Raw genomic sequence first — 5,828 nt, forward strand, 5'->3', positions numbered from 1 at the left:
CTCCTGGCCTATGGACTTGTGGATAAGCCATTCTGAGAGTAAGGTGAATGAACTAACAAACCGGGAATAGCTCTTATTTTTCCTGAATTTTGTTCCAGATCCCCGGACCTAGCTAACAGATCCAGCGAGGGGGCAGCTCATTATTGTCTTTATCCTTACCAACAAAAATCACTCCATCTGAAGTTAACTGGAATAGTCCACCTGCATATTGAAATGATTTAATGCGTTTAGACTGTTTAAAATCAACGTGATATATTTGTTCTGAATTCATTTTTATTCTCTCCAACAACTATCGCAGGAAGGTGAGTCACCACCTTCCACATATTCAATAAGATCAAAAAAGAAAGACTAAACCGCTTCTTGAAGAGTGTTATGAACACATTGGTGTTGAAGATAATTAAGAATATCCAATTTGCGATAACGAACGGTACGACCAATTTTTAAGTAGGGTACACCCTGACCAGCCCAACGATTACGTTCAAGTAATTGAACCGAGCAATCTAAAACAGCAGCTAAGGTATTTTGATTAAATAGGGTGGATTCGGGAGCAGATTCGAATTCATTGATAAGTTGTAAGCGCGATACATTATTTTTAGACATAGTAATACCTCGTCATTAAAAGAATTTTCAATCGGCAATAAAAATGCCGCCAATGTGGCTTTTTCCGTAAATCCATCATTTGAAAATCCCAGTAACACTGGTACTTTCTATCCAAAAGTCCATGTAGCTTTATAGCCATTTTCATAAAGCTATTTCAAAACAACGAGTAGATTATTACGTGGTTTAAAAATTAAAGTCAACAATTGAAAACAAATTCAAAGAAATTGTAACTAGAATGAACAAATGCGGGTTATTTGTCCCACGCGTACCATCAGGGATTTTGATATTGGAACGCTTGTACCCCAGTAAAATGAAGGGGGCCCATTTGTTCCACTTGTACCACTGAAAATTATCAGGGTTGGTCTCATTACAGGGAAAATGGAGTATAATGTAGAGATGAAAACATTATCAGAAACTAATCCTCATCTTCAGGATAAAGAAATGGCTAGAAAGCTAAATGCCCGTTCTACTAGAACCTCTTGTGGAGTAGAAGGGATTGTCAAACATGATTTACCCCCCAATAGAAATAGACCATTCCAGATCTGATAAGGTACTTAAAGAAATGAAACAAAGACTCCATGCATCTTCTGAAGAATCAAACAACTCCTAAAGCTTGTGAGTTAATCCAGTTTACCCCAACATTTTCTGATTAATTTCTCCGTGCAATATTCCAAAACCGATCCTCCTGATATTGAAAATAATTCAAGCAATTATCCAATACCTCCCGAAACACAGCTCAGCAACTAACGTTCAATATCAAAATTTGATGAATTCCCGAAGAAAAGAATTTTCTAAGGGCGCAATATACATTGCTTTGCAATGTGGATTCTTAGAGCAATATTTAACTAAAACTTTACTATTTGAGTAACCTTTAGGTGCTGATTAACGTTTCTAACACTACTCATAAAACTGATAAATTAAGTTCATTGTTTTGAGCTTATTTTACGCACAAACGAAGTTTGTATATTGCGCCCTTGGAGTTTCTTTTGGAATAAGTTCGGTGTTTTGAAAATGGGGATCAGTTGAATACACCTAGTTTTCCTCTCCGTGGCTAGGCAACTCGTTTAAAATGGAACGCTCGCGTTCCAATTCAGCTCGAAGCTCTTCTTCAGTTGGCAAATAATGCAAATATTTCGAAGCAAAGAGTTGTTTGCTGTCTGTTAATACTGAATATTTTGCAACAGCCTCACTTTTCTCACTACATAAAATTAACCCAATGGTGGGATTGTCATCAACATCTTTACGATGCTGATCATAAATCCTTACATAAGTATCCATTTGCCCAACATCTTGATGAGTAAGTTTACCAATTTTTAAGTCGATAAGTAAGAAACACTTGAGTTTATAGTTGTAAAATACCAAATCGATGTAAAAATCTTGATCTTCTGTAGCAATCCGTTGTTGACGCTCTACAAACGCAAAGCCTTTGCCAAGTTCTAGTAAGAATTGTTGAAGATTATTGATAAGGGCTTGCTCTAGAGTACTCTCTAATGCTGAGACGTGGGGTAGATTCAAAAAATCTAGAATATAAGGATCGCGTAAGTAATTCTTTGGATCATTTTTTAAAGGTTCGATATGAGTATTAGCTTCATCAATGACGGGTTGCTTATCTTTACTTGATAAAAGGCGCTCATAATACAATTTATCGATTTGCCGTTCTAACGCCCGAGAGCTCCAGCTATGATCAATGCTTTCTTGTAAATACCAATTACGGGCAGCTTCATTTTCAACACGTAGTAAAATGCGATAATGAGTCCAACTTAATTCGGAACGCACTGCGTTCCAAATTGGATAGGCCAGATAAAATGCCCGCATATATCTCAAATTACGTTCAATAAAACCCTTCCCAAATTCAGCTTGTAATTGAGTCGCAAGTGACTTTAATTGCTGTTTACCATAAGCGGCTCGGTTTTCTCCTAATTGCTCATGCTCAACAATTAGACGACCTACATTCCAATACACTTGTACCATTGTATTGTTAACGGTGTTTTGCAGTTGAGTTCGTGCTTGGTTCAATATAGTACGAATCGACGTAAGCAATTCAGATGTTGCGGATAAACTCATTTTAAAGACTCCATTTTTGCAGGCTGGATTTCAATAATATCAGCTGATTTGACGCATCCCATACACTTTAAAAAATAATCAGTAATTAATTGCATAGGTTTTCTAAGACGCTCCACATCAGTAATAATATATCCTGCAGTAACATCATTAGACATTTTATGATTCATTAGCCGTTTAAGTGAATAAGAAGAGATATCTAAACTTTCGGCAATAGTTATAAAGGTTCGTCTCAAATCATGTACTGTAAAATGAACACCAGAAGCTTTGGTCACATGAGCCATTTGTTTACGTGGTTCAATAATGTGGCCGGCGGCACCGGTTCCCGGAAATATATAGTCATTAATTTTTTTCTCATGACGAGCATTCAATAACTCATAGAGAAAATCAGAGAGAGGCAGAGTGTGTGATTCATTATTCTTTGTTTTAAGGATAGTAAAAGTTTTCGCTGCTAAATCGACATTTTCCCATTTTAGAGTAGCTGCCTCCTCTCTTCGAAGACCTGTTAGTAAAATCAACAATAAATAATCTCTGAGAGTATCATTTTCTATTTTGTTAAGCCCTGCATACCAAGCTTCCAGTTCATGGGGTTTAATATATGTTTGGCGACGTTCTACACGATACCATGCACGAGTTTGTGAAAGGCGTCTTACAGGGTTTTCCATAATGAGTGATTTGCCTTGGGCATCTTCATATTGACCAGCAGCAAAATTGAAGAGGGCGCGTAAAACACGCATTGCAAGGTTGGCATAGGCTTCACCGTGCTCTGTTCCTAATTTTTCATGATGCTTGCTAATGCGATCTTTAGTAATTGACAAAATAGGCTTATTTTTCCAAGTAGGAAATGCCTTATCAATCATATGAGTGTAATTATTAATGGTTTTAGGTTTTAAGGTTTTTCGGGTTTGTAAGTACTCTTGAAAAACTTCGGTTAAAGTAATTTCACGCATAGATTGCGCTCTTTTCTCAGCAATCGGATCTTTACCCATAGCAATTTGTCCGAGTAGTTCTGTCGCTTTCTTTCGAGCCATATCAGGACTAATTTCGGGGTAACGACCAATAGTTATCCGATTAAGTTTTCTATTGATGAGCTTTTCAACAAAAAATGCTTTAGTGCCTCCTGAGGTGACACGTACGCCAAATCCTTTGAGGTTATCATCGTAATATTTCTTTTGAGCACTTTGCCCGGTTTTAATAGATTGGGGAATAGCTAAGTTCTCAATATTTGTTTTGTTGATTCGCATATTGTTCTCACTATTTAAATTGAGCGTGTCGTAACGTGTCGAATATGTGTCGAAGAATAAGGTCAAATTCATTAAAAGAACTTATAACTCAATATGGCTGAAATATCAAATGAATAAAAGGAATTTAAAAGAAAATCATATCGTGTCGAAATAGCTAAAAACCGTTATTTTCTAATTCGTAATCAAAAGGTCCGCGGTTCGATTCGGCGCAGCCGCATCAGTAAAGTATTAATAATCAATTAGATAAAACAAATAGGGTGGCCAAAAAATAAATCAGTGTATTTCCTGCTGTCTTTGGAAAAAAATATGCCCCTAAACGCTCCTTTTTGCCTCTGCTGGATTTACTCTTTACTCGCATCACTTTCGGTTATTTTGCGTAAACATCCCCCTCAATTAAGTAAAACCACCATAGGGATAAATGAAACTTAAGGTCTGGGTTAATTTGGGCGCCAACCATTATTTGATATGGTTGGCTTTATAAAGGCCTGCGCTCTTATATATTGATTAAATATTAGAGGCGATAGATTAATGACTACAAACTAACCCGTCTTCCTGACATGGCTCTTCTAGTGGAATAATTGAGGTTTTGCGGGCTGGTTTTCTATCAAAAAAAGCTTCATTAGCGCTTGAGCTGTTGTCCGATGAATCAAAATCAACCCCTGGCTCCTGTTTGGTATCGGTTTTTACTAGTCCTTGAACATAAGGCAGGTCTTCATCAAGGTATAAATTAGGCTCAACCTCAGCACGATTAAACTCTAACCGATAACGGTCATCAACTTGCTTGTTACGATTGACATGCATATACAAACCGGCCGCACTTAAAGTAATACAAGCAACAGCAGCAAAGGCAGCAGGGATTGCCATTGCTATAATTGGAGAGGTAAAGAGTAATGGGGGCAAAAACATGCTCACAGCACTTAATACAATTAACCCTGACAATGCAGCAAGGCCAATTAAAGGTACTTTTGTAAATCCAAACATATTTCTATCGGAGTTAGCATACCAGGCAGCACGTTCTGGTTTAGTGGGACACATGTAATCAAGACCATCATGCTGATATTCATTAGAGCCCATCCAACGAAACTCTTCGCCTTGTTCTATATATTCACGTGCTTTTTTGCGTGCGTAGAATTCTGCACCTACAGCAATCAAAGGCATTGCAATCATCATGACTGGCAATAAAAAAGTTGCCATTGGTACAAAAAAAGCAGTAATTGTTGCTGCTACTGTAAACACAATGGTGGCAATTACCACAGGGCCGAAGGTGGCAGCGACACCCCAGGCAATACCTTGCGCAACTTTGTCATTTGTCCTTAATAAGCTCTTTTGCTGTGGTTGATGACCTAATAAGAAGTAGGGCAAATTAGAGTGAGTTGCAAAAAGGTCGTTTACCACTCCATATAAGATTCCACTTAAATAAGTAGATGCTCCCACAAATAATCCGGTCGTAATAGCCGTAAGCCAAAAAGGAGCTGCAAAAAATGCTGTTGCAGCAAAAAGAAGTATAATGAGAGCAGATGCGGCAACACCTATGAAACCATTCCGCAATAGTTTGTGTAAAATATCATTTGATGGTAGCTCTTCGCCCATTATCTGAGGATTACGATATAAAATTCTATAAAAACCATGCTTCTTTAGATAGTTAACAGTTACTCCATCCCGATCTTTTGCTTCTAAAGCAATAACAAATTGATTGGCAATTCTAATGGCTTCTTTTAGGGTTTCCTTTTCCTCTAATTTTGATTGATTTTCTGCAATTAACTTATAGATTTCACTATCTTTTACAAGTTTATTTTTTGCGTCTGCGTATTTCACTGAATTCGATCACTCGTTTCACTTTAAACGATCACCTATTTCACTCGAAATCGATCAGTGATTTCACTGAAAATGATCACTGCACTCAATCTGCAGCGATGCGGAGAT

Annotated in this window: 6 protein-coding genes; 1 reads left to right on the forward strand and 5 read right to left on the reverse strand. The window is 37.4% G+C overall.

Features of this window, described 5'->3' with window-relative positions; translation table 11 throughout:
* Nucleotides 1-112 precede the first annotated feature (112 nt).
* The gene (locus ELY15_RS16230) at nucleotides 113-271 is read right to left on the reverse strand and encodes a hypothetical protein (RefSeq protein WP_158617489.1); all 159 of its coding nucleotides are present in this window, start codon (nucleotides 269-271) and stop codon (nucleotides 113-115) included.
* A gap of 77 nt (nucleotides 272-348) precedes the next feature.
* Nucleotides 349-600 (reverse strand): hypothetical protein, encoded by a 252-nt coding sequence (locus tag ELY15_RS12945; protein ID WP_061692146.1) that lies wholly within the window; start codon nucleotides 598-600, stop codon nucleotides 349-351.
* A gap of 396 nt (nucleotides 601-996) precedes the next feature.
* Here ELY15_RS12945 and ELY15_RS16235 point away from each other — a divergent pair, with 396 nt between their 5' ends.
* Nucleotides 997-1,146, forward strand: coding sequence for a hypothetical protein (locus ELY15_RS16235; protein WP_158617490.1), 150 nt, complete (start codon nucleotides 997-999; stop codon nucleotides 1,144-1,146).
* Nucleotides 1,147-1,632: 486 nt separating this feature from the next.
* Here the strand turns inward: ELY15_RS16235 and ELY15_RS12950 are convergent, their stop codons facing one another.
* The 3 genes from ELY15_RS12950 to ELY15_RS12960 form a co-directional block, all read right to left on the reverse strand.
* On the reverse strand, nucleotides 1,633-2,664 hold the full coding sequence (locus tag ELY15_RS12950; RefSeq protein ID WP_127100706.1) for a YhcG family protein: 1,032 nt from the start codon (nucleotides 2,662-2,664) through the stop codon (nucleotides 1,633-1,635).
* On the reverse strand, nucleotides 2,661-3,905 hold the full coding sequence (locus tag ELY15_RS12955) for an integrase arm-type DNA-binding domain-containing protein (RefSeq protein ID WP_127100708.1): 1,245 nt from the start codon (nucleotides 3,903-3,905) through the stop codon (nucleotides 2,661-2,663). Before ELY15_RS12955 ends, ELY15_RS12950 begins: the two co-directional genes overlap by 4 nt.
* A 525-nt stretch (nucleotides 3,906-4,430) precedes the next feature.
* Nucleotides 4,431-5,720 (reverse strand): hypothetical protein, encoded by a 1,290-nt coding sequence (locus ELY15_RS12960; RefSeq protein WP_233586745.1) that lies wholly within the window; start codon nucleotides 5,718-5,720, stop codon nucleotides 4,431-4,433.
* Between the last annotated feature and the right edge of the window lie 108 nt (nucleotides 5,721-5,828).

Source organism: Legionella sp. km772 (genome assembly GCF_003989735.1).
Lineage (GTDB): Bacteria > Pseudomonadota > Gammaproteobacteria > Legionellales > Legionellaceae > Legionella.

Excerpts from the sequence above, each read along its gene's own strand:
- ELY15_RS12955 (WP_127100708.1), bottom strand. The coding sequence starts at position 3,905 with ATGCGAATCAACAAAACAAATATTGAGAACTTAGCTATTCCCCAATCT.
- ELY15_RS12950 (WP_127100706.1), bottom strand. The coding sequence starts at position 2,664 with ATGAGTTTATCCGCAACATCTGAATTGCTTACGTCGATTCGTACTATA.
- ELY15_RS16230 (WP_158617489.1), bottom strand. The coding sequence starts at position 271 with ATGAATTCAGAACAAATATATCACGTTGATTTTAAACAGTCTAAACGC.
- ELY15_RS12945 (WP_061692146.1), bottom strand. The coding sequence starts at position 600 with ATGTCTAAAAATAATGTATCGCGCTTACAACTTATCAATGAATTCGAA.
- ELY15_RS16235 (WP_158617490.1), top strand. The coding sequence starts at position 997 with ATGAAAACATTATCAGAAACTAATCCTCATCTTCAGGATAAAGAAATG.